Source organism: Cytobacillus gottheilii, from assembly GCF_018582665.1.
Classification (GTDB): domain Bacteria; phylum Bacillota; class Bacilli; order Bacillales; family Cytobacillaceae; genus Cytobacillus; species Cytobacillus gottheilii.
In genome coordinates this window covers 4,176,151-4,200,922 of record NZ_CP071709.1, presented here as the reverse complement: position 1 = coordinate 4,200,922, position 24,772 = coordinate 4,176,151, and the positions used below count along the sequence as shown (strand labels likewise).

The window sequence follows — 24,772 nt, the reverse complement described above, 5'->3', positions numbered from 1 at the left end:
TTCTCGGCGGGAGGAGAAGAAATGAAAGCATTCATAATAGATGATGAAACGTATGCTGTTAAAATGCTTGAAAAAATGCTGAAATCCTATAAAGAGATAGATATTATAGGCAGTTTTACTGATCCAGCTGCCGCTTTGTCTGAAATGCGGAAGAACCCGCCGGATGTCATTTTCCTCGATATGGAGTTAGGCGGAGAACATGGCCTGCAATTCGCTGAAAAATTACTGGAGAAGCAATTGTCAATAGAAATTATATTTGTTTCTGCACATCCTCAATTCGCGTTAGAAGCCTTTGAGGTGAATGCTGCTGATTATCTATTAAAGCCTGTCTCAAAAGCACGCTTAGAAAAGGCAATTTCAAGAGTAAAAGAAAAAATAAAAATCTACAAAGAATTTATAAAAACAAAGCCTCAAAGTCAAAGAGTGTATATCTCCTCTTTTGGATCCTTGCGTTTAGTGAACAATAGCGGAATGGAGATTAAATGGCGGACTAAAAAAGTCAAAGAGCTATTTGCTTATCTATGGTCAAATAGCGGGAATCCAGTTCATAAAGCAAAAATAATCGATCAGTTTTGGCCTGATATCCATGCTGATAAGGCAATGACATTGCTGCATACCACTGTTTATCAGCTTCGCAAAACACTTAAAGAAGCAGGTCTTGAAACAAACCCCATCATATTGGCTAATGATACATATTCCTTGGATGCTGATTTTCAAAGCGACAGGCAGGAGCTTCAGGAACTGCTGAATGATTCTGAACCTGCAGAAAAGAATATGCTAAAAATCCTATATTTATATAAGTCTGATTATCTTGAAGATGAAGATTATTTTTGGGCAAGTCAAATAAGGCAAAATCTAAAGCAGACTGTGCAAGCAATTTTAGAGAAATTTGTTCAGATGAACTGGGAACATACATTATTTGCTGACAGTGTTGAAAAATGTCTAGAAAAACTGCAGCAGCTTGATCCGTATAACGAAGAATATATGCTTCTCCAAATGAACTTTTTCTTGCAAACAAAACAGCTTTCAAAAATGCTAGTCCGATATGAACAGATTGAGCTTATTTATCAGGAAGAGCTTGGGATAGATGTTCCGCATGAAATGGTTGATTTATATAAAAGCAGCTTTCAAAATACGAAGTTCACAGCCAGCAAAAGCTGACTGCCAGCCCCAAATAAAAAAGGGGTTATTTTTTTTCTAAAAATGAGGGTAGACCCACAGTGTTGGCGAATTTAGGTGATTTATTGTGAGAAAATACTTATTCGCCGAATATCAAAGTGTTTCGTTTGAACCAATGTTGGTTACATCCCCTGTAATTGACTCAGTGGCAGCTCTATCACTCCTTCCCAGATGTTCACACCCACCCATTGAAGCAAAAACACCTGCACAATACATAATAGACAATCAAGAGACTAGAATAGATCACCAGCAATTTTGAACCATAATCATCATACTTTTTCACCCTACATAGGAAACGCAGAATTGTTCAAAATTTGTTCAGAATGAAACCTTATGATATGGAAGGCATTCCGAATTTTGGAAGTGCTTTATGGAAGCAAGGAGGGATTACTGGAGAGAAAATGAGCAACAAAAAGAAGATTCGTTCAGTCGTCGGGGTAGTGTTCCTTTTAGCTGGAGGGCTGCTTCTCTTGTTCCCGCAGTATGAAAAAAGGGCATATCATGAGGAGCAGGAAGAATTAATCACAGCTTTTGAACAGCTTGGGGAATGGGAAACAGCCGCATTAGCTGATGGAGAGCCGGAGCAGAATGAGCAGGCCGAATATGTGGCAGCGAAGGATGCAAGGGGAATGCTGTCTATTCCTGCCATTGATCTTGAGATGCTTTTTTTCGACGGAGTCAGTGTGGATGCACTCAATAAGGGAGCAGGCATCATTGAACCAGAAAAAAAGATGGGTGTTCACAATGTAAGTATTGCCGGACATCGCGGAGCCACATTTGGAAAACAATTTAATAGGTTAAATGAATTGAAGGTTCAAGATGAACTCCATGTGAAAATGGATCAGGAAGACTACACATTTATTGTCGACAAAGTTTTCGTCGTTGATCAAAAGCAGGTGGATGTCCTTTCAGATAAAGAGAGCCCTTATCTTACCTTGGTTACATGTACACCAATCGGGGAGGAAAATCCGACGGATCGCTTAATTGTACAAGGAAAACTGGTAAATAAGGAGGAAGTATGAAGAAAATAAGCTTAGTTTTACTTATGTTTATATTAATTCTGCAAAGTTTTTTAAGTCCGCTTGGTGCCCTGGCAAATGAAAACAGCCAGCCGGAAGATTTTACACTGACACCATCAGATCTTACCTTGGATGAAGAAGGAAAAGGGACGGCAGTACTTACTTGGAACTACAGTGCCGCAGAAAGAACGGAAGATAAACCGTATAATTTCAATGCACCAGAGGAGTTTGTGAGTGTAGATGAGCAAAATGGTGATCTGTTAATAGGGGAGCAGATCATCGGAAATTATACAGTGAATACAGATGGTTCTATTTCTGTAACCGTTTTGGCTCATACAGAAGAACTGAGCGGTTCTGGATCAATCACGATCACTGGAGAGGCTGATGCTGATGAGGAGACACCTCCTGCAGAATCTGACGGATCAGAAGAACCAGTCCAAACTGAAGAACCAAAGGATTCAGATCAAACCGGAGAACCTAAAGATCCAGACCAGTCTGACGAATCAAAAGATCCAGGCGAAGCTGGAAAAAATGACGGTGAGGAAACACCTCCAAGCGAAAATCCATCTGAAACAGATCCTGTAACGGGTGAAGAGACGTCTGCTGAGGAAGGTACAGAAGATAGTGATGCAATAAAAGATGAAGCAGAAGAAAATGATAAGCAGCTGCTGCAAAAAGAACCAAACATAGATATTAACGAAGAAATCTTAACAAACGCTACACTTACGTTTAAAAACAGCAATGACGAAACAGTAAACGAAGTTACGCGTGAGACAACGATTATTGTAGATTATGACTGGGCTCTGCGTAATGGCCATGGCTATACGGATGGAGCAACATACCATTTTAAGGTGCCTACCGAATTAGCCATTTATGAGGCAGTTAATACGGAAATCATGTTCGATAATCAATCGATCGGTACTTTTACTGTAGATCTGGCAGGAAATGCTACAGTTGTTTTCAATCAATTTATTGAAGAACGCTCCAACATTAAAGGAACTCTTCAAGTGTTAACTAACATTCGGGAAACCACTACAGTTACAGAGGAACGCATTGTCAGGGTAACACCGATTGAGGGGAAAGCATCAGTAGATATTCCGATCAAATATGAACCAAGCGGGAACACTATTGATAAACAAGGAGTTCCAAACCGCAGCTATAATACTGATGAAATTACATGGACAGTCAATGTAAATAAACATCTGAATAACATTGAAAATGCTGTTTTTACAGATCCAATTCCGAATGGATTACAGCTGCAGGAAAATTCCGTTGAAGTTTATAAACTCAATACAAAGCTGAATGGCAGTGTTGAACGCGGAGAAAAGGTAAATGTTTCTCTAGAGAAAACAGCGGACGGCGGCGACTTCCAGATTCAGCTTGGCAACATAAACAGCGCATATCAGATCACATTTAAAACAGATGTTACAGACCAAGAAGGCACTTCCTTCAAAAATGCTGCATTCATAAGCGGTGACGATTATGCTGAGCAAAAAGCAGAAGCAAGCGTTGGTGTGCAAAGAGGGAAGCCGCTAGAAAAAAGATCAGCACATTATGATGCAATTACACAAACAATCACATGGGAAATCAAATACAACTACAATGAAAAACCAATTACTGCCGGAAATGCCGTTTTAACAGATCTTTTTGATGACACACAAACATTAATTGAAGATTCATTTGATGTACGTGAAGTCACGATTGATCAAAATGGAAATGAAGCAGGAACTGCTCCAGTTGATGAACATTCATACGCAGTAACAAAGCTTCCCGCAGCAGATGGCAAAAACGGCTTTACATTTAAGTTTCAAGAAAACATAAATAAAGCACACAAGATTACGTATAAAACAAAAGCAATTGATCGTGTATTTAATAACACGGAAATCGCCAATAAAGTAACTTACGGTGATATAAGTGCTGAAGGAAAAAGATGGATCAGTCAGCAGATTCTTTCAAAAGGCTACAAAGGCGCTAACTATCAAACGAAAAGGGCTTCATGGGAAATTGTCTTCAATAAAGATAAGTATCCGATGAGTGGTGTTGTGCTGACAGATACGTTCCCAAATGAAGGACTGGAGTTTATAGAAGACACTCTTGTTATTAAAGGCGAAAAGGAATACGAAAAAGGCGTAGATTATACAGTCGAGCTTACTCCTAACGGCTTTAATATTGACTTTTTAAAGGATGTAACAGAACAAGTTACAATCACATACGCTACAACCTTTAACTATGAAGCCCGTAAAGACAAGGGCAGCAAGAAACTTGAGAACAAAGCACTGCTGACATGGAAAGATGAAGAAAATAATTCGCGATCCAAGGAAGCAACTGCCAGCTTTGAACCGGATAGCTACACACAATCAAATGGGTTTAAAAGTGGTTCCTATAACGCGGTAACAAAAGAAATTACCTGGAAGGTAGGAGTTAACTACAACCTAAAGCAATTGGAAGAAGCGGAAGTTGTTGATTATATTACTGATGATCAAAAACTAGACAGAGAGTCACTTACAGTAAGAAAAATGTCACTGACAGGCGATCCAAATGGAACAGAGGAAGAAGAACTTGTAAAAGATGAGGATTACACAGTAGAGTGGGATCCTGAGAACAAGCAAGGCTTTAAAGTAAAGTTTAAAGAAGCCATAAACTCACCTTATCAAATTTCCTTTAATACCAGCCTTGAAGATAAAATGATTAAAAGCAGCTACAGCAACACAGCCACATTGAATAATAAAGGTGAAAAGGTCACAGATTTAACAGCATCTGTTTCTGTCAATAACGGCGGAAGTTATGCGAAAAAGTCTGGTGGACAAAATGGGAAAATTATAGATTGGAAGGTTAATATTAACTTTGGCCAATCAACGGTATCAGACGTAAAAATCTTTGATACGCCAAGCAGCAACCAAAAACTGCTGCAAAATTCCTTTGAGCTATATGAAACGAGTGTAGATAGCGGCGGGAACGTTGCAAAAGGAGCAAAGCTTGATCCAGAAGAATACACTCTAACGATCAATGAAGGAGACGATGGTGAAGAAACGTTTGAAATTCTTTTTAAGAATCAAATTGATTCACCATATATCCTGGAGTATCAATCCATGATCCTCGCAAAAGTTGGAGATACGATTACAAATGATGTTAATTTTACAGGAAAAGAAATTACGGATGAGATCACAGAGTCAGAAGAATCTATCACCGTTAAACATACGACGGGCATGGGAACGGGCGAGGGTGTCCTTGGCAGCCTGACGGTAACAAAAGTGGACCGAAATGATGAAAGCAAAAAACTTAGCGGCGCAGTCTTTACTTTATTAGACGCAGATAGTGGAGCTGAGATTGCAAGCGGAGAAACAGATCAATACGGAGAAATTACATTTGATCGCTTATTGCTTGGCACCTATTTGCTGAAAGAAGATCAGGCGCCTGAAGGTTATGTGGTCGGCATTAATGACACAGAAGCCGTTACGCTTGAACAAGAGGTAACTGAAAAGGTCATAAAGAATGACAAAATCATCACCGACGTTCAATTAATAAAAGAAGATAAAGAAAATCAAAAATTGCTGCAGGATGCAGAGTTTGAGCTGCATAAAAAAGAAGGCAGCGAGTATGTGAAGCAAGGCAGCTATGTAACAGATGAAAACGGCAGCATCGTCGTAAAGGATCTGGAGCCTGGAGATTATCAATTTATAGAAGTGAAAGCACCGGAATTTTACGTGTTAAACGCTGACCCTGTGTCATTCACTATTGATGATGATCAGATACAAACAAAACAGGTGAAAAAACAAAACGAGCGCGGCAAAGGCAAGCTGACGATTCAGAAAGTGGATAGCGCTACTGAAGAGCCGCTTAAAGATGCTGAATTCAAAATCTATGACAGCCAGAATAATGTAAGCAGAACACTGAAAACGAACGAAGATGGAATCGCTGAATTCTTAGACCTGCCTTATGGCAACTATACTTTAGAAGAAGTGAAAGCACCTGAAGGCTATGTGATCGGAAAAATTGAGGCAGATAATATCATTGTTTTCGCTGATACACCTTCACCATCCCTAGTAGTGAAAAACGATAAAATCATACGTGATGTCGAGCTAATAAAAGTGGACAGCAAGAATTCAAGCAAGTTACTGCAGGGTGCTGAATTCCAGCTGCAAAAGAAAGAAGGCAGCGGTTATGTGACTGTCGGTACTTATGTAACAGATGAAAACGGAAGTATCGCAGTAAAAGGATTACTGGCAGGAGACTATCAGTTTGTTGAGGTTAAATCTCCTAAATTCTATCTTTTAGATTCCGAACCTGTACCATTTACCATTACAGAAAAGCAAACTGCTAAAGTTCAGCTGACAAAGGAAAATGAATTAGGAATCGGAAAGTTAACCCTTCATAAAGTGGATGGAGCAACAGGAAATTCACTAGAAGGAGCTGAATTCGAACTATACAATAGTGACAATGAGCTAAGCGGAACATTAGTGACGGATGAAAACGGAAAAGCGGAGATTTTAGATCTGCCATACGGACAATACACACTGAAGGAAGTGAAAGCTCCTGAAGGGTATGTGTTTAATGCAGAAAACACGAAATCTGTGACGCTATCTTCTGCTGCACCATCACCAGAAGTCACTGTGAAAAACGACAAGATTATCCGCGCAGTCGAGCTTAAGAAAGTGGACAGTGAAGATCGTACGAAAATGCTAAATGGCGCAGAATTTGAGCTTCAAAAGAAAACAGACAGCGGCTATATCACGATCGGTAGCTATAAAACGAACGAAAACGGCAGCATCATTGTCAATGATATGGAAGCAGGAGAGTATCAATTTGTAGAGGTCAAAGCACCAGAGTTTTACTACTTAGATAAGACACCAGTTCCATTCATGATCACCAGCCAGCAAACAGCTGTTGTGCAGGTAGAAAAAGAGAATGAACATGGAAAAGGAGATCTAAGCCTTCACAAAGTAGATGCAGCAACAGGTTCATCACTAGAAGGTGCAGAGTTTGAACTTTACAATAACAATAATGAGCTTATTGGCAAATTAGTAACCGATAAAGATGGAAAAGCAGAGTTGTCAAAAATTCCATACGGTCACTATACTTTAAAAGAAATCAAAGCACCAAATGGCTACCTTCTTTCAACGGACGCTGATATTACGATTACGATCGATCAAGCTGAAAATGCAATTACAATCGAGAATGATAAAATTATGCAGGCATTTAAGCTAAAAAAAGTTGCGTACCATAATGAAAAAACAAGATTAGAGGGTGCTATCTTTACCCTAATGTATAAAGCAACAGAGACAGAAGAGTATAAAGAAGTTGACGGGAAAACTAGGTTAACGACAGATGAAAATGGCGAGATTTACGTGGAAGACCTTGAACCAGGCTTTTATCAGCTGATTGAAGTTAAGCCGCCAGTTGGCTATTATGTAGATAAAACACCAATTGAATTTAAAATCGTAAAAAATCAGCTGACTGTAACAGAGTTAACGATGAGCAATCAGCTTATCCCAGTCTATCCAGATCCAGACGAACCGGGTGAACCAGGCGAACCAGGTGAACCAGGCGAACCGGGCGAACCGGGCGAACCGGGCGAACCGGGCGAACCGGGCGAACCGGGCGAACCGGGCGAACCAGGCGAACCAGGCGAACCGAGCGAACCGGGTGAACCAGGCACTCCAGGAAATCCAGGAAATCCGAACAATCCAAACGAACCAGTAAACCCTGGGAATCCAAGTGAACCAGAACAGCCAGGTAAACCAGGAAACCCAAGTGAAAATCCAGCTAAAACTCCTGATAACCAAAATGAAAAACCAACACCAGGGAAAACACTCCCACAAACAGGGGAAGCAAGCAACTCAATCTATGTATATTCAGGTTTACTATTCTTGCTAATTGGTGCAGCACTACTAGTATCAAATCGCAGGAAACCAGATATGAAATAATAATAGTAGAAAGCCAGCTTGAGATAATTCTTAAGCTGGCTTTTTTTGATGATGGAACATAAGTATTTACAAAACTATAGGGCTGAATGATTAAAAGGTATATCTTCTAATCATTCAGTTTTTTTTACTAAAAAATTTTTTAAAAAAACATGAGTGAAATGGAGCGGAGGACACTCGACTCCGGAGGGAAGTAGAGGAAAAGCTGAGACCCCACAGGAGCGTGCTCCGAGGAGGCTCAGCTTCCTCCCCTCGGAAAGCGAGTGTCCGCAGCGCAATGCAACGGGCTTGCTTTCCAAACCATGACTTTAATGATTGTATTTTAGAAATATTATTTTAAGATATCAAAGCTACTTTTTATACCTGCCAGATATTTAGATGGAAATGAAGTTGGAAAATATTACATATGGAAATAACTCTACTTATTTCCACTATACCTATAAATTTCTTAAAAACAATGTCGATATAGATAGAGACTGAATTAGACAAATTTCTACTAAAACTAGCCAATTTGTGTGATTCAAAATATCATAATAGTATGATAGTATGTAGGAAAATGCCGAAAGGAGTAAGCTAATGAGGAAAATTGTTCTCGCGGTTGTGCTAGCTTTGCTGTTTCTACCTTTGTCAGAAACCGTGTCCAAAGCAGCTTCATCCTTCAATGATGTGAGCACTAGCCACCGTGCTTACAAAGAAATTAAGTATCTGTTCGATGGTAAAATTGTCACTGGATCGCTTGATGGCTACTTTAACCCCGGGAAGGTTGTAACAAGAGGTGAGGCGGCAGCAATGATCGGCCGTGCCCTTAATCTGAACGAGACCAAAAGAAGCACACAGTTTTCGGATGTAGGTTCACAATATTTTGCTTCTGGCTACATACAAGCAGCAGCAGATGCCAAAGTCATTACGGGATACAGTGATGGAAGCTTTAGGCCGGATAATCCTGTAAACCGCGGTGAAATGGCCGTTATCCTAAGCAAAGCCTTTAACTACGATTTTGGAGGCACATTATCTGGAGCAGCCAAAGCACTAATGAACCGAGGAATTTCAGGAGGTATGGCTGATGGTACGTTTGGATCAGATTTAGCAACGATTCGGGCAGACTTTTCTGTGTTTCTTGCCAGAGCCATCAATTACAAGCTGAGACTGAATCCGACTGAAAATTTCAGTCTTGAGAGAACAGTTACAGCATCATCCTTAAATGTGCGTTCTGGTCCTTCAACTTACTATCCTGCAGTTGGCAGCCTAGTAAAAGGAACGAAGGTAGAAGTGGCTTATTCAGTTGGCCAATGGGTATATGTTCGCTCAGGCAGCACTGAAGGGTTGGTTCATTCAGCTTACTTGGATGCCGACATTGATACAGGGAATGATAATAGATTAAGTCAGCAAATGATCGTTATTGATGCTGGTCATGGAGGGCATGATCCTGGAGCAATAGGATATGGATTGAAAGAGAAAGATGTTGTTCTAAACACGGCTCTTAAGGTAGAAGCGTTATTAGAAAAAACTCCGTTTCAGCATAAGCTGACGAGAAATACCGATGTGTACCTTACTCTAGATGAGCGTGTTGACATTGCTGAAGATGCCAACGCAGATGTATTTGTCAGCATTCATGCGAATGCATTTAATGGTTCTGCTAAAGGCTCTGAGACTTATTATTATGCAGCGAAAAACACAAACTCTGCAGACAGCAAACTGCTTGCTACAAAAATTCAAGACAGACTTATTGCTGCCGGCAAGCTAAGTGATAGAGGAGTGAAGAACGGCAACTTCCATGTTCTTCGCGAAAACGGCATGCCAGCTGTTCTGACAGAATTAGGTTTCATTGATAATAAGGGAGATAACGCCAAGCTTGCATCACCTTCGTGGAGAGATGCAGCAGCAAAAGCGATCTATTATGGGATCCTAGATTACTATAAAGCAAAAGGCTTCGACGTTTCTAATTTATATTAATCTACCCTTTTATAAAAGTGAATAAACGTTTCTAAATAAAGGCTATCCACTAGGGTCTATTCTAGGCAACTGGATAGCCTTTTGTTTTTTTCATATCAGGCAGCAGCGATTTGGGCAAATGGAAATCAAAATCATCGCCTGATAGACCAAAGCAGTGATACAAATATGCTATTATTATAAATTATAAGCGTAATAGAAAAGGGGGCACTGGACTTTGAAGAAAAAATGGGTAGGAATGCTAGCTGGCTTGCTGCTGGCAGTATGGTTTGCTTCAAGCACGGCTGCTGCGTCTGCCGAGACCAGCTATAAAAATTATATTGTTTTCTTATCTGCTGATATAGAAGATTCCCAACTTGAGGCAGAAGGTCTTACCGTACTTAGATCTTTTGAGAACATACATGCTGCAGCGGTTAAAGCAACGTCGGAGCAAATCCAGGAACTAACAGATAAAAATATGATCACGAAAGCAGAACCCGATCAGCCTGTTCAAACGAGTGCCCAAGTAACACCATGGGGACATGAAACAATGCAGATCCCAGAAAGACAGTCCACTGTTCTAACAGGGAAAAACATTAAGATTGCGATTCTTGATACTGGTGTGGATCGAAATCATCCCGATCTAAATATTACGGATGGCGTATGTGTTCTATCTCAATGTACAGATTCCTATAACGATGATAATGGACATGGCACACATGTAGCTGGCATTATCGGAGCAAAGGACAATGACATCGGTATTGTGGGAGTTGCCCCAGATGCAGAGCTTTATACGATTAAAGCATTGAACTCTAGAGGAAGAGGAACGACATCGACCTTTATGGCAGGGCTTGACTGGGCAATATCCAAGGATGTAGACATTATCAATTTAAGCTTAACAACAGATGTGGAAGATCTGGGGATTAAGGCAATGATAGATAAAGCTTACCAAAAAGGAATTCTAGTTATTGCAGCAGCAGGGAACGAAGGAACAGAATTAGGGACAAGTGAAACGGTCATGTATCCGGCTAAATTCTCCAATGTCATTGCTGTATCAGCGTTCGGCAAAAATCAGACGAGAATCCCAACCTCTTCCACCGGAATGGAAGTGGAATTGACGGCTCCGGGAGATTATATTTATAGTACATATCCAACAGCGCTTAAGGCAGATGGATATGCAGAAATGACAGGAACTTCAATGGCTGCTCCGTTTGTAACGGGGTTAGCTGCATTATATAAAGAAAAATATCCGCTTCTTACACATATTGAAATGAGACAGCTGCTTCAAGAAACAGCAAAAGATCTCGGACCTACAGGGCGTGACCGTTTTTATGGTTTTGGTTTAGCACAATTAGAGCAAGATAACAGCGGAATTGATTCGATCTCTTATAATGTCGATCAAAAAGGAAAAGTGACATTAGAGATGGGCGAAATTCTAAAGCAATATAGTCAATATAAAGTGCAGCGCTTTGATAAAGTCATTAATGCTGCAGCATCTTATCACACATTCGAAGACTATGGTTTAAAAGGACGCATTGAATACACCATTATTCCGCTGCAAAACGGTGTTGAGCAAAGAAAAGCGGGCATTGTTGTTAATGTCGATGTAGCAAAGCCGACATATAGAGATATTGATAATTCTGTCTGGTATAGCAGGTATATGATGTATTTAAATCATCAGTCGATCCTATTAGGATACGATCAGAATGAACTGCGTCCATCTCAGCTTGTAAAAAGATCGGAAGCTGTTGCCATGATTGGCCGTGCTTTAGGCTACAATGGTGAGAAAAGATCAACAAGATTTAAAGATGTGGCGAGCGGCAATTCTGCTTCAGGATATATAGAAGCAGCAGCACAAAATAATATTCTGCGAGGTTATCCTGATGGCACATTCCGTCCGGATGAGCCGGTTTCAAGAGCGGAAATGGCTATCCTCATTGCCAATGCTTACGACCTGCAAGACTCAGTCTCTATGAACTTTAAAGACGTAAATGAAAAAGTAACAGGCTATGAGGCGATTGACCGCTTAGCTGCCGCCAGCATTACAGAAGGATACAGCGACGGCACATTCCGACCTTACGAAAAAATGGCAAGATCCACCTTCTCCGTCTTCATCGCAAGAGCAGAAGGACTCTATTAAAATAGAAAGATGCTGCAGAACTTTGGCAGCATCTTTTTTCATGTATGATACTTCTGTAACACAATTGTAATATAAATTCATAAAAGAAATCCCCTTAATTCGCTTATCCCTTATCCAAACGGGTATTTACCCACTCGCCATACAAATAAACACCTCTACTACAATTGTAATAGAATAGTAAAGTAAATTACCTTCCTCATTTGGTAGAATGTAACTACATACTCCAAGATTTGATATTTTACGAGTAAATATGAAATGAAATGAGCAGAGGTGGCAAGATGAGACAAAAGTTTTCGAAGGTGATCCTTCTAGTATTGATATTTTCGGTTCTTCCATTCACGACAGCTTTCGCACAATCATCCCAAGAAGAAATCATAAAAATTGCCAAAGCACAGCTGGGGGTTCCGTATGTATATGGAGGAACAACACCGCGAGGCTTTGACTGCTCAGGATTCGTTTTGTATGTATTCGGAAAAGCAGGCTACGATCTGCCTCGTACTTCATCAAGTCAGTATCATGCAGGTACAAAAGTAGCGAAGAAAAACCTGCAGCCTGGTGATTTAGTATTTTTTGAACGTACATATAGCAAAGCAGGCATCACACATGCCGGCATATACATAGGAAATAATGAATTTATCAGCGCAACTTCAAGCAGCGGCATTAAGATTGATTCTTTAAGCAGCTCTTACTGGGGACCAAAGTATTACGGTGCAACAAGAATTTTAGCTGATGAAGGATTCTCTGATGTTAGTGAAAAGGATCTTGCTTTTGAAGCAATCTATGCATTAAGCGACAGCGAAATCATCCAAGGGTTTGAAGATGGCACTTTCCGTCCAGACCAAGCTGTAACAAGAGGACAAGCTGCAGCAATCATTAACCGCGTACTGAAGAAGACTCCAAAGAATATTAGCGCATTTAAGGATGTTCCAAAAGGTTCACGCTTTGCAAAAGATATTGCAGCTATAAAAGAATTAGGCATTATCAATGGATTTAAAGATGGTACTTTCCGTCCGGATGCTTACATGACTAGAGCGGAAATGGCTGTCATTCTTGAAGGCGCATTTAAATTGAATGAAATGAAAATTGCTGAAGCAAATACGAGTTCATATAGTGACATTACTCCAGCATATTGGGCTCATGATGCAATCGTAACGATGAGCAGTATCGATAGCACGACAATCTTTGATACAGATCGTTATTATGCAACACATCGTGCGACAAGAGCTTTCTTTACAGCAGCGATCTTCAATTCTATGAATGTTAAAAAATAATTATTTGTAAGCTGGCTCGGGCAGTGCAACTGCTAAGGTCAGCTTTTTTCTTTTAAAAAGTTCACTTGATTGTTTCTTATTATATTAGACGTATGAAGAAGCAAAAAAGTTTCAAAATAGAATAGGATATTTTCCCTATAAAAAAATAGCCGAAAACGACCATGAAACGGAAATTTTCTGGTAGAATGATAGTTAGTGATTTTTAGATTGCCACTTTACAACGGAAAAGAGAGGGGAAATACTTTTGAAAAAAGCAAAGATTCTGTTGCTTACCGTCGCTCTTATATTGTCGTTATTGCCAGCAGGAATTGGACAGGCTGCCACGGATGACATCACGGGTATCAAGCTCGAAACTGAATTGAGAGAAGCGATTCAAAAAGGAATTCTGACTGGATATAGTGAAGGCGTATATAAACCGGGCAACAAAGTAACGAGAGGCGAGTTTGCTACTTTCCTTGCACGTGCTTTAAAGCTTCCGGAAGCTCCGCATAAATTCTCCGATGTGGCTGTAACATCCAAACTGGCACCTGGAATCAATGCTGCTGCTGATGCAGGAATCATTGCAGGCGGAACAGATGGAAACTTTAAGCCAGATAACCAAATCACACGTGAGCAAATGGTCATCATGATCAAAAATGCTCTTGATTATAAAAATATAGATGTACCTTTCGAAAAACCATCCATTTTGACGGATTTTGATACTGTTACAGCTTCTTCTTCGCGTCTAGCGATCGCAGCTAGCGTAAAACTTAACATTACAATTGGTTTTCCGAACAGTGATGGAAAAACATATCGTTTTGAATCAGCAAGACAAGCTTCCAGAGCAGAAGCTGCTGCATTTATCATTCGTATGATTCACGCAATGGAAGACTTTGAAAATCAGCTGCCGGGCGAACCTGGACAGCCTATTGAAGAAAAACCTTATGTGATTTCTAAGATTGATCAAAATGGAGAATTAGTAGAATCAGCTAAAAAATATAAAACCTTTGCAGAAGCTGAAGCAAGCTGGAATTCTTCTTCAGAGGTTATTACCCTCAAGGGCAAAGTTATAAAAATGGCTTCAGGCTTGGCGTATGCGAGTCCTTCAATCGGAAATGCTACGACAAGCTTATACAGCGGATCAGATTTGAGATCTGTTCAAGCTGCGGTGCCAGCTCAGGAAGAGTTAAAATATATTGAGTCAACTGAAGAAGCTGTTAAGGTATATATTGGCGGCCGAACAGCTTACGTGAAACACTCGGATATCCATCTTGTCCCTGCCAAAATGATTAAGAATCAAAACTACTATACTGTCAATGCAAGAGCTGAGCTTGTTCACAGCATTTATAATCCTGGAACAAACCAGTATGGTTCTTATGAAATTGGCAAAGCTCCTTCAGCGCTAAAGCAAGGAGTCAGATATTACAGCTGGGATGGTACAAAGTTCTATACCAACAATCTAGGCACTTCTACTTCTTATGTAGGAAAAGAACTTTACCCATACTATCAATTTCTATCTGCACGTACGAAAACACCATATACAGCAGCTGAACTAGATAATTATATTGATACAAGACTAGCTCAATTAGAAGCTACTGGATTATCAGTCTATAAAGATGCAACTGAGAAAAGCAAAGTCAAAGGACTTGGCACATACCTGAAAAAGGTTGAAGCTGAATCGAATATTAATGCACTTTTAGTACTTGGATGGGCAATGCATGAAAGCCAGTACGGAATGAGTAATAATGCATTAAGATTAAATAATCTCTTTGGAATTGAAGCGTATGACAGCGATCCATCCGGAGCGAAGGCTTATCCAAAGCCGACAGACAGTGTGGATGCGCTTGTTGATAAATATTTAAATAAGGCATATGCAGTCCAAGGTGATTGGAGAAGCAACGGTGCTGCACCAGGAAACAAAGGAATGGGCTTTAACGTAAGATACGCAACAGATGCTTACTGGGGCTCTAAGTTAGCTGGCCATATGTACCGAATCGACAAAGCGTTAGGCTTTAAAGATTACAATAACAAGCAAGTAGTGGCGCTGACAAATACACCTGGTACAAATATTCGCAGCACACCATCATCAGCTGTAGGTACAACAAACTTAGTATATACGTACAAAGCGGCAAAAATGCCAATTGTGATCGTTGATGAAGAAAAAGCAGCTGACGGCTATGTCTGGTATAAAATTTTATCTGATGCAGATACGACTGGAAAAAATCCATACGCGTATATCCGCTCTGACTTAGCAGATAAAATTGAAACGAATTAAAATGAAAAGAACCAGATCCCAATAAAGGGAATCTGGTTCTTTTTTGTCTATAGAGGAAAATTTCTAAATCCCCAATTCTTCAGCAAATCCTTGCTCTTCTAAAAGCTCCTGAATTTCATCAATCAACACCACATCATTTTCTAGTAAGTACGCTGTTTTTGATGTGATAAAGTCATCAATGACAGCACTTTTGGTATCGCCGGAAGCTTCCCATTTGTTTTGGTGCTTCAGCAAATCCAGTAAAGTGAGCTGTTCATAGTCATTGCCGGAGAAGGTTAGATCCGGATTAACCTGATACCAGAGGTCGCCAGTATCGCGGACCCATTCATCCGCAAGATCCTCGATCGCTGTGCGGATTTTTTTCGCGGCCTCTAAATATTTTTCATCATCTGTGGCTATATAACTATCAAGCAGCAGATTGGCTCCGCCAAGCACGTGATTCATGGAAGCATGTGTTTTCTGCTTCATATCATACGGCGAAAAATAATCAGCAATATAGAAGCCGTTTTCTGTTTGAATCACATTGTCAATCGCAATTTGCTCCAGCAGGTAATCGGCATAATCCAACTGAGCCTGCTTTAGATCCGGCAAATCCGCATAATCACCAATCATTGCTAAATATAAACCGATGAATTCATTATGTCTTGTATCAATATAAGGCGCTGTCAGACCATATGCATCCTTTAGCCAAGTGCTCGTGTATTCAGTTTCCCATACGTCTGTGCCTTTTTCTTTCCGATATTCATAAAGATCTGCAGCGCTATTAATCATCAAGTTATAATAATAGCGTTCGCCTGTTTCACCAAAGCGGTCAATGGCTTCCCGGTCGACCATGACTCCAAGGTTGCGGCCATAGCCTTCCTGTGTATAAGGCTCTATGGACCAAGGCAATTTTTTCATCGGTCCGCCGATCGTGAGCCAGCCGTTTGCCTCTTTATAATCTTCAAGCACATATGTGACCCAGCTTTCTTCCTCTTCTGCAGAAGAAAAGAATGATTCGTCAGACACCATAAACCAGCTCTCTGCGATCTCACCAGGCTCCGCTTTCAACTCGATTTCTAGGGAAACTGATTCATCAGTCTGCTGCACTTGGTAGTTCTTTGTTTCGTTCTCTAACACCCGAACCGTACTTTTATGATCGTTCTCATAATTAGTGGTTAAGACAGTAGAAACATATTGTTTGCCCAGCACAATTTGACTGCGCTGCTCTTCAAAAGAACTGGAAGTAAATAAACCAATTGGCTGGGTGGTTAGATCCTCGCCCGTATTTTTATCATGAGGACGCTCAATAAAGGTTTGATCCCAATCATTCAGTTCAATCCGATTGGCTTCGTCTACGGATAGCTTTAGGCTCGCGGTCGCTTTCTCGGATTCATCACCTGTTAGCTGAGCCGTGACGAGAAAGTCACCGTTATCGATACAGCGCGTTTTTAAAACGAGTGTTCCAGCCTCTTCAAGTTCGAGTGTATAGGTTTGATCCTCATAAACCGGAAGCAGGCTGGAATCATCTACTTGTTCTTTTACAACAGATGCTATCGTTATATCTGTATTTCCAAGTGAAAGACGAAAATCTTCCGGTTCCTCTGGCTGTTCACACCCAGAAAGAACAATCAGGAGGATAAGAGCTGCTATTAATTTTCTCATCTGTTATGCCTCCTTTTACGCCTTTTTCCTTTTCTTCACAATCGCAAGCAGCTGTCTGAAGCCGTCCTTATAAAATACATATAATCCGCCCGTATATAAAACAGCTCCTAGCGGAATTAAGATCATTAATTGTACAAGCGAATATAACTCTGTAATAGCCGTGAATTTCTGCAGCAGATAAAGGGGCACGGCCATAATTACGGTTGGAATTAAGACACGGACAATCAGGTTCAGCAGTTTGAAAAGTTCAGAACGGTCAAAGTCCTTATACACGACAAAACCTGAAACCACTAAATAATACATCGATACAAAGGAACTGGATAAAGCAAGTCCGGTATAGCCGTAAGGTTTTAATAATAGCCAGTTTAAAAAGGCATTTAAGATGATAGTCGTCACACTGATGCGGAAAATGATGGCTGTTTTGCCGCGGGCATACATTGATCTTGAAACGATATACTGTAAACCTTGTGTGACAATCATAGGTACATAAAAAACTAAAGCAAGATAGGCGCTATGCGTATCTTCTGCGGTATATTTTCCTCTTTCAAATATAAAGGAAAGAGTTTGTTCACCAACAAGCAGTAATCCAACCGCGATCGGCATTAATGTGACAAACGAAATTTGCATGCCGGTAAAAAAGGTTGACTGAAATTTCTTTGGATTATCAAGCTGCTCTGATAAAAGGGTAAAGATAATAACAGCAATCGTTGTTCCATAAATCGCATGAGGAATGGTCACAAGCATCGAAGCATTATTTAAATAGGTGACAACTCCATCTAGCCCTGTACTGGCAGCGAAGGACTTATTGACGAACATATTAATCTGGCCAACAACTGAATTCAGCAAAGAAGGAACTAGCAGCACGAGCAATGTCTTGCCGAATTCCTTTTCAATCTTCAGGGTAGGCTGCCAGTGATAGCCGCTTTTCCGCAAATAATAGAATTGAATGGCTGAACCTAAAATCGTTCCAGCGATAAATCCATAAGCAAGACTGTTGATGCCCCACTGTTCAGAAAAGAGCAGGACAAACACAACACCCATGATGGTAGCGACAAGCTTTGATACTTGCGAAGGAACAAAAATCCGTCTTCCCTGCAAATAGGAATCCAGTATTCCATTTAACGCAATTGCACTGATAAAAAGAATAAAGAATTGCGTAATACTGATTGCAATTGCTTCTGTATCAGCTGGCGCACTTGGGAAGATAAGCGGAACAAGATAAGGAGCAATAAAATAGCCGATCACAGACAGAACAAGGAAAATCAGGACTGTAGCATTCATAATGCCATTGGCACTTTGTTCTGCTTTTTTCGGATCTTCTTTTTTATTTTTTACATATAGGGGCAGAAACACATTGTTGAATCCGCCCGAAATCATAGCAAGGGCAAGGGTAATAAAAGAAAAGGCCATAATATAGCCATCTGTATAATGACTGGCGCCGAATTGGCTTGTCATTATACTTTCGCGCAAAAAGCCTGAGAGCTTAACGACAATTGCTAATAAAGTGAGTAAAATAGCAGATTTTTTTAATGAAGCCATACGTTTTTCACTTCCTGACGATTTCATAAAAGGACGTGCAGAGCATATTCTCTGCACGTCTCAGTTGATAAAAAGATCTGTGAATTAGTTTTTCTCTAATGCGGATAAGTAGATGCTTTCATATTTTTCTGCTGCTGCCAAATGAGAGTATTCGTCTTCAATCTTTTGGCGGGCATTTTTCGCAAGCTGTGCACCCGTTTCCGGATTTTCCAGCAGAAACAGCATCGCATCTTCTAGCTCTGCCACATTTTTCTCTTCTACCAATAATCCGTCATGCTCATGGTTGACGATTTCCTTTAAACCGCCAACTGCACAGGCAATAAGCGGAATCCCTGAACCCATCGCTTCAAGCGCGGAAATAGAGGTCGCTTCCTCTACACCAGCAGAGTGCACACTTGGCACTAGAACAACATCCGATAACGCGAAGAATTCTTTTACCTTCGCATGCGGCACGGCGCCAAGCAGCTGTACTTGATTTTCAAGTCCTTTTTCAGCGATTAGAGCCTTCAGCTCTTCAAACGCTTCGCCCATTCCTGCATAAACAAGCTTTGCATTCGGGAATTTCTCCAATACTTTTGGGAAAGCAAGGGTCGGATAGATGACGCCATTTTTCTTTGTTAAACGGCGCGGTACAAAGAAAACCAGGTCATCATCAGAAAAGCCGTGCTTTTTGCGGAGCTCAGCTTTCTTATCAGTTGCCGGTTGAAAGTCGTGAATATCAATGAAGTTGCGGATCGCGGTGCCGTCCACTCCTGCCTGCTTTTTCACATAGTCTTTAATGCGCTGATCAACCGTAATGACTTTGCGAGTAGAGCTATATGCCTTTTTTTCCATCTCCTGCAATAGCTTCGCTTCTTCGCTGCCTTCCTCAACCGAACCGGCGCTGACAGCTTCAAAAGCCATATAGCCATGAACAGTAGAAACCGTCGGAATGCCAGATTCCAATGAAGCAAAGGTAGCAAATGCGTCTTGGGCATTGATAATATCGTAGTTTTTCGATTTATTTTCTACAATCAGCTTGTGAAGCATGTTTTGGCGTGCTTTTCGGCTCCAAATGATGCCTTTGCCTTTTTTCACTTTGTTTAACACAAAGCTTGGTCCACGCGCATAAAATTTCTTTTGCCAGCCTGGCGCGTCACTGATGGAAAGAACATCGACTTCATGTCCTCTTGCTTCAAGGCCTGCTTTTAATGTTGTTACATGTGTCGATAATCCCCCAGCATGAGGGTAATCGAAGACAGTCGTAATTAGGATTTTCATAATGCCCTCTCCCTTGCGTTATTTCAAAAATCGTTCCTTCATCATGTCAATATTTTCAAGAGCATCCCTGCGCATGCCCTGTGCATTTGTTTCAATCATTGCCTTCAGTTCTGCATGATTGGCAAGAACCTTTTTGCTGTTATCTACAAGTTGTGCAGCATCCAATGTTTCAAGCGGAAAAGAGTATGTCCACATGCCAGAACGCTTTAACAAGCTTTCCACCTTTTTATCATAGCTGATCCCGATATGCGGAACAGCAACAAGAGCGGAGAAGATAAGCGAATGCAAACGCAGCCCGATTGTAAGGTCGCAATTGCTGATAAAGTTTAAGTATTGATTTGGCGAGAAGTCTGGTCCTAATACATAGCAGCGGTCGCCATGCTGCATATGCTCCAATACAAAATTGGAAGCTTTCACATCATGATGACCTTCCATCGGCACAAATACAGGTGTGATGTCTTCTTCCTCAATCAGCTGATCAAGTGCGATGCCGATCTGTTTGTAATGGTCTGTATGCTGGAACCATGGACGGACAGAGACAGCAACAAGCTTTTCATCTCCCTTTAATGGAAGAGAATCGATGCAGGCTGTATCCTCCTTTTTCTGAAACGCAAACACGATATCAGCTGTCACGACTGATTCAGGACGATTCACGCCGAGCTTATGGAGAAGATCCTTCGAGTGCTGGTCACGAACCGTAATAAAGTTTGCCATATTGGCAAATACTTTCATTAATATTTTCCCCCAGGCTGAGTTCACGGGACCAATACCTTGCGAGAAGAACATGACTTTAGTGCCGCAAAGCTTGGCAAGAAACACAATTAATAAATAATAAGGAAGGGGGCCGAACAAAAACTTCGTTGGATACGTATCTTGAAGAAGACCGCCGCCGCCGCTAATTAGTAAGTCAGCTTCGCGGAGCGCTTTCACTTTTCCTTTAAAATCATGGCGCCATCCTCTATAAACGCTTTTAACACCATACGTTTCAGCCGTTTTTTTCGGAGATAGAGAGAAGACGGTTAAATCAGGGTGGTCGAGCTCATCCTTTAAATTATCAACAATTGATTCAAGAATTGCTTCATCACCTGTGTTGCCAAGTCCATAAAATCCAGAGATCACTATTTTCAAAGAAGTATTTCCTCCTTGTGTCATTTTATCCATGCGGAAATAGCTTTCCTTTACCTTCATTCTAATTTCTTCTTTATTGATTAGGTTAGAATGCTTGTTAGTATAAAAAAGCTAAACTTTATTTTAACATTAGCATGGTGGACATTCAATGTAATTGGTGCAACGTTTGGTTGAATTTGTTATACTATGTTAGGATTGTGTCGAACTTCGGCATAGCTTGGCTGTTTTTTTGCTGGAATGCAGGCATGCTGTACATTCTTAGCATTGCAGCACGCAAAAACTATAGCAGGCTTAGAGTGATTTGGAACTAAGTCCACCTTCACTTGTGTCGAACTATGACATGTTTTACTATGTTCATTAGCTAACAAAATTAATTCCTATAATGTAGAAATTTTCATATTAAAGAGAGGTCCTTATAAATGGAGAAAATTTGTGTTGTCGGTTTAGGGTATATCGGTCTTCCAACTTCTGCGATTTTTGCACGCGCAGGCTACAATGTGCTTGGTGTAGATGTCAGCGAACGCGTTATCGAAAAGCTGAACCGTGGTGAAATTCATATTGAAGAAGTTGGGCTGCCGGAAATCGTGAAACAGGTGGTAAATGAAGGCAAACTTCGTGCATCGGTTACACCGGAAGAAGCGGATGTCTTCATCATTGCTGTGCCGACACCAATTCATGAGGATTTAACAGCCAATGTAGATTATGTGATCAGCGCAACAAAAGCGATCGCGCCATACTTGAAAAAAGGCAATATTGTCATCGTAGAATCAACCATTCCTCCGCGCACAATGGATGATGTCGTTGCTCCAATCCTAAGGGAACAAGGCTTTGATACAGAGAAAGATCTATACTTAGCTCACTGTCCTGAGCGCGTATTGCCTGGCCGCATTTTAATTGAGCTTGTTGAAAATACAAGAATCGTTGGCGGTACAACACCAGAAGCGGCGAAGCAAGCTGCTGATGTATACCGCAAAATTGTCACTGGTGATGTAATTGAAACGGAAGCTGTGACAGCAGAAATGTCAAAGCTAATGGAAAATACGTTCCGTGATGTAAATATTGCCCTGGCAAATGAGCTGGCAAAAATTTCACAGCGTCTTGGCGTTGATGCTCATAAAGTCATCGAGCTTGCCAACAAGCATCCTCGAGTGAATATTCACCACCCAGGACCAGGAGTCGGCGGACACTGTCTGGCAGTAGATCCGTACTTTATCGTGGAAAAAGCGACAGAGGAAGCGAAGCTGATTAAGCTTTCCCGCGATATTAACAACTCAATGCCGCATTTTGTGACAACACAAGTGCATCGCTTAACAGCAGAACTGGATCAGCCAAGAGTGGCTGTATTCGGATTAACGTATAAAGGCAATATTGATGATGTCCGCGAAAGCCCGGCACTCGAGATTGTTGAAATGCTGTTAGACAATAAACGCTATGATCTGAAAGTTTATGATCCGCACGTGCAGCAGGAGCAAGTAGAATTCCCGCTATCTTCTTTTGAAGAAGCAGTGAAAGATGCGCATCTGGTTGTTGTTTTAGCCGATCATAATGAATTTAAGTCATTGAACGGTGAAGAATTAGCTTCATTAATGAGGACACCAGTCGTGTTTGATACGAAAAATTGCACAAACTTAGATGAAGAACAGTTAACGGTTTATCGAATTGGTAATTTAATGAACCTTAAATCGATCCAAGAATAGAAAGTTAGGAATACGTGATGAAAAAAGAACAATATTTAGGCGTTAACGTTTCAGTTATGACGTACAGCGAAATATTAGACGACTTGCGCATGCGTATCAAAGATGGAAAACAGTCAACGGTGATTGCTGTAAACCCTGAAAAGGTCATCACAGCCAATCAAAATCCGCTTGTCAAAGAACTGATCAATGATTCCACCTATCAAATTCCCGATGGCATCGGCATGATCCTAGCCTCTAAAATCAAAGGCGGCGACCTATCTGAACGGGTAACAGGCATTGATATGATGGAACAGCTATTGCGTTTTGCTGCAGAAGAGGACCTTGGGGTCTTCTTCTATGGAGCAAAAGAAGAGATTGTTTCAGAGGCAAAAACAAAGATTGAAGATCGTTTTCCTTCATTAAATGTAGCCGGCTATGAAAATGGTTATGTGAAGGATAACGAAGCACTTGTAAAAAAAATCAATGATTCAGGTGCACAGCTTCTGTTTGTTGCACTCGGCAGTCCGAAACAGGAGCTGTGGATCAAAGAACATATGAGCTCTTTAAACGTAAAGGTTTTCCAGGGAGTCGGCGGAAGCTTTGATGTTTTTTCCGGCAAGACGAAAAGAGCTCCAGCATTTTTCCGCAAGTTTGGAATTGAATGGCTGTATCGTTTGCTGAAAGAGCCGAAAAGGCTTAAGCGCCAAATGAATTTGCCAATCTTTTTATTAAAGGTGTTAAGAAGCCGTTAAGGAGTTGTTTTTTAGGATGATCCGTCCATACAAACAACATGATGAGCAAGAAATCAATAAACTGTTCCATGAAGTGTTTGGGAAAGAGCGCAGTGCCCATCACTGGGAATGGAAATATAAACATAACCCGGCAGGAGAATCTGTCATGACAATTGCCGATGAAGACGGTGAGGTGGCAGGACATGTCGCCCTTATGCCGGCTAAAGCGATGTGGCATGGCAGGGAAGTTCTCTTTGGGGCAAGAACAGACACAATGGTTTCTCCCAGACACCAGGGGAAAGGTTTGTACAAGCAGCTGAACAATCAGATGCTTGTTCAAGCCAATGAAAGAGGAATGAACTATTTATATGGATACCCAGCTGAAAAAGCGAAACAGTTATTTATTCGCTACACTGGTGCAAAGGAGATCGCGAGAATACCGCGCTTAATGAAATTTAATCGCCCCTCAAGCTTAGCGCTTGGGAAATTCCCGTTTCTTTCCTTCGTGAAACCTCTCCTCTCAATTGTGGACCTTCCATTTAAACATCGTCCTGCAAAGAGAAAAGACAGTCCATATACCGTAAAACAGATCACTAACTGTTCAGAAGAATTCGATGTGCTCTGGGAAAAAGCAAAAAACATTGCTCCGATTGTTTTAAAAAGGGATGCAGCTTATCTGAACTGGAGATTTCATCATCATCCGGACAAGCAGTATAACATGCTTGCCCTTTACGCTAATGAAGAACTCGTCGGCTATGCCGTTACTTCTATAGAAGAAAAGTCATTTGGCCGCGGCACCGTGAAAAACGGAACGATTGTAGATTTTCTCAGTGTAAACAGTGAGGAAGTCCAAGCAACTTTACTGGATGCCGCTTTAGAGCAGCTGAAGGAAGCAGGGATTATCCAAACTTGGGCTTTAGAGCATACGAATTATTTTAAACAATTAAGAGAACTTCGTTTTATTCATAAGGACAACCCGATGCCACTCGTCGGCAAACCAGCGGATGAATCGATGAATGAAGATGATTCAATCGAAAACTGGTACATTACGCCCGCAGATGTAGATTCATTTTAGAGGTGA

14 protein-coding genes are annotated in these 24,772 nt (G+C 40.9%); 10 read left to right on the top strand and 4 right to left on the bottom strand.

The genetic code is table 11. The features are described 5' to 3' along the window. The first annotated feature begins 21 nt into the window (after positions 1–21). The 7 genes from J1899_RS20700 (at position 22) to J1899_RS20670 (ending at position 15,713) form a co-directional block, all read left to right on the top strand. Positions 22–1,161, top strand: a complete 1,140-nt coding sequence (locus J1899_RS20700) for a response regulator (protein ID WP_214476440.1) — start codon at positions 22–24, stop codon at positions 1,159–1,161. Between the two features lie 341 nt (positions 1,162–1,502). Beyond that, positions 1,503–2,201 carry a class D sortase gene (locus tag J1899_RS20695; RefSeq protein WP_246586539.1) on the top strand — a complete coding sequence of 233 codons (699 nt, stop codon included), beginning with the start codon at positions 1,503–1,505 and terminating at the stop codon, positions 2,199–2,201. Then, positions 2,198–8,122 (top strand): SpaA isopeptide-forming pilin-related protein, encoded by a 5,925-nt coding sequence (locus tag J1899_RS20690; RefSeq protein ID WP_214476439.1) that lies wholly within the window; start codon positions 2,198–2,200, stop codon positions 8,120–8,122. The genes J1899_RS20695 and J1899_RS20690 overlap by 4 nt, the downstream gene beginning before the upstream one ends. 573 nt (positions 8,123–8,695) lie before the next feature. Then, positions 8,696–10,072 (top strand): N-acetylmuramoyl-L-alanine amidase, encoded by a 1,377-nt coding sequence (locus J1899_RS20685; RefSeq protein ID WP_214476437.1) that lies wholly within the window; start codon positions 8,696–8,698, stop codon positions 10,070–10,072. 214 nt (positions 10,073–10,286) lie between these two features. Next, positions 10,287–12,188, top strand: coding sequence for a S8 family peptidase (locus tag J1899_RS20680; protein WP_214476434.1), 1,902 nt, complete (start codon positions 10,287–10,289; stop codon positions 12,186–12,188). A gap of 278 nt (positions 12,189–12,466) precedes the next feature. Then, a complete protein-coding gene (locus J1899_RS20675) occupies positions 12,467–13,459 on the top strand; it encodes a C40 family peptidase (protein WP_214476432.1) in 993 nt (330 codons plus the stop codon). A 244-nt stretch (positions 13,460–13,703) separates the two neighbouring features. Next, positions 13,704–15,713 (top strand): S-layer homology domain-containing protein, encoded by a 2,010-nt coding sequence (locus tag J1899_RS20670; RefSeq protein ID WP_214476430.1) that lies wholly within the window; start codon positions 13,704–13,706, stop codon positions 15,711–15,713. A gap of 63 nt (positions 15,714–15,776) precedes the next feature. Here J1899_RS20670 and J1899_RS20665 read toward each other — a convergent pair whose 3' ends face one another. From J1899_RS20665 to csaB, 4 genes are all read right to left on the bottom strand, one after another. Beyond that, complete coding sequence (locus J1899_RS20665; protein WP_214476428.1) at positions 15,777–17,357, bottom strand: glycoside hydrolase family protein; 1,581 nt, start codon at positions 17,355–17,357, stop codon at positions 15,777–15,779. A gap of 15 nt (positions 17,358–17,372) precedes the next feature. Continuing rightward, positions 17,373–18,896, bottom strand: a complete 1,524-nt coding sequence (gene murJ, locus J1899_RS20660; RefSeq protein ID WP_214476426.1) for a murein biosynthesis integral membrane protein MurJ — start codon at positions 18,894–18,896, stop codon at positions 17,373–17,375. Positions 18,897–18,980: 84 nt separating this feature from the next. Next, entirely contained in the window at positions 18,981–20,156 is a 1,176-nt protein-coding gene (locus tag J1899_RS20655; RefSeq protein WP_214476424.1) for a glycosyltransferase family 4 protein, read from the bottom strand. Positions 20,157–20,174: 18 nt separating this feature from the next. Beyond that, positions 20,175–21,284, bottom strand: coding sequence for a polysaccharide pyruvyl transferase CsaB (gene csaB, locus J1899_RS20650; RefSeq protein ID WP_214478954.1), 1,110 nt, complete (start codon positions 21,282–21,284; stop codon positions 20,175–20,177). A 419-nt stretch (positions 21,285–21,703) separates the two neighbouring features. Between csaB and J1899_RS20645 the strand changes: the two genes are divergently transcribed. Genes J1899_RS20645 through J1899_RS20635 form a run of 3 tightly spaced genes read left to right on the top strand, consistent with a single transcriptional unit; the run spans position 21,704 to position 24,766 of the window. Next, the gene (locus tag J1899_RS20645) at positions 21,704–22,981 is read left to right on the top strand and encodes a nucleotide sugar dehydrogenase (protein WP_214476422.1); all 1,278 of its coding nucleotides are present in this window, start codon (positions 21,704–21,706) and stop codon (positions 22,979–22,981) included. 17 nt (positions 22,982–22,998) lie between these two features. Then, positions 22,999–23,712 carry a WecB/TagA/CpsF family glycosyltransferase gene (locus J1899_RS20640; protein WP_066442402.1) on the top strand — a complete coding sequence of 238 codons (714 nt, stop codon included), beginning with the start codon at positions 22,999–23,001 and terminating at the stop codon, positions 23,710–23,712. A gap of 16 nt (positions 23,713–23,728) precedes the next feature. Then, positions 23,729–24,766, top strand: coding sequence for a GNAT family N-acetyltransferase (locus J1899_RS20635; protein ID WP_214476419.1), 1,038 nt, complete (start codon positions 23,729–23,731; stop codon positions 24,764–24,766). Positions 24,767–24,772 lie beyond the last annotated feature (6 nt).